This window comes from Streptomyces sp. KR55 (assembly GCF_052245645.1).
GTDB classification, from domain to species: domain Bacteria; phylum Actinomycetota; class Actinomycetes; order Streptomycetales; family Streptomycetaceae; genus Streptomyces; species Streptomyces flavusporus.
In genome coordinates, this window is sequence record NZ_JBQQCE010000946.1 from 1 (window position 1) to 1,061 (window position 1,061).

General features: G+C 68.7%; 1 pseudogene. It reads right to left on the reverse strand.

Features of this window, described 5'->3' with window-relative positions:
- Nucleotides 1–945: pseudogene (locus ACTWQJ_RS51715) on the reverse strand (IS481 family transposase); the annotation flags it as partial.
- Between the last annotated feature and the right edge of the window lie 116 nt (nucleotides 946–1,061).

Consider the following 1,061-nt stretch of genomic DNA (forward strand, 5'->3'; position numbering starts at 1 on the left):
TGTATTGCCCTGAGAGGTTAGGAACGCGGCTGGCGGGTGGCTGGCCCTTGAGCGCGGTGTGTCCGCGGTGGTGATTGTAGGTGTGCAGCCAGCCGGGGAAGGCGTCGCGTCGTTCCTGTTCTGATCGGTAGGGGCGGGCGTAGGCCCACTCATCGAGCAGGGTGCGGTTGAAGCGTTCGACCTTGCCGTTGGTCTGTGGCCGGTAGGGCCGGGTGCGCTTGTGGGTGATCCCGGCGTCGGCGAGTGCGTCGCGCCAGTCGCGTGAGCGGTAGCAGGAGCCGTTGTCGGTCAGAACCCGCTCGACGGTGATCCCGGCCTGGGCGAAGAACGCCTGGGCGCGGGTCCAGAAGCCGGTGGCGGTCTCCTTCTTCTCGTCTGTGTGGATCTCGCTGTAGGCCAGGCGGGAGTGGTCGTCGACGGCGGTGTGCAGGTAGCTGTAGCCGGCGCCGGAGCGGGTCTTGCGGCCTGCCTGGCGGCCGAGCGCCTTGTGGCCACCGCCGTCGGGGATGTTGCCGAGCTTCTTGATGTCGACATGCACCAACTCGCCTGGCCGGGCACGTTCGTAGCGGCGTATGACGCGGCCGGTGGCCCGGTCCAGGTGTGTGAGGCGGGCCAGGCGGTAGCGGGTCAGGACGCGGTGCACGGTGGAGGGCACCAGCCGCAGCAGGTGTGCGATGCGGGCCGGTCCCCAGCGGCGCAGGACGCGGACCTTGATGATCCGGCGTTCGGTGCGGGTCGGGGTGCGGCGCGGGCTGGTGTGTGGACGGCTGGAGAGATCGCTCATCCCGGCCTCACCGTGGGATAACGGTCGGCCCACCGCTGAGCTGTGGTCGCAGAGACCTGGAAGCGTTCGGCGGCCCGGCGCAGGGTCCAGCCGTCCTCGACCACGCAGCGGGCAAGGCGCAGACGTCCGGTCTCTGTCAGGGGTGCATTACGGTGGGGCACGAGGGCCTCTCTGGTCGCCGGTGCAGATGTCGCAATCCACACCAGGCCAGAAGGCCCTCACCCATTTCAAGATCCCTCAGCCGAGACCTGCGTCACCAACCTCCGTGGACAGAACA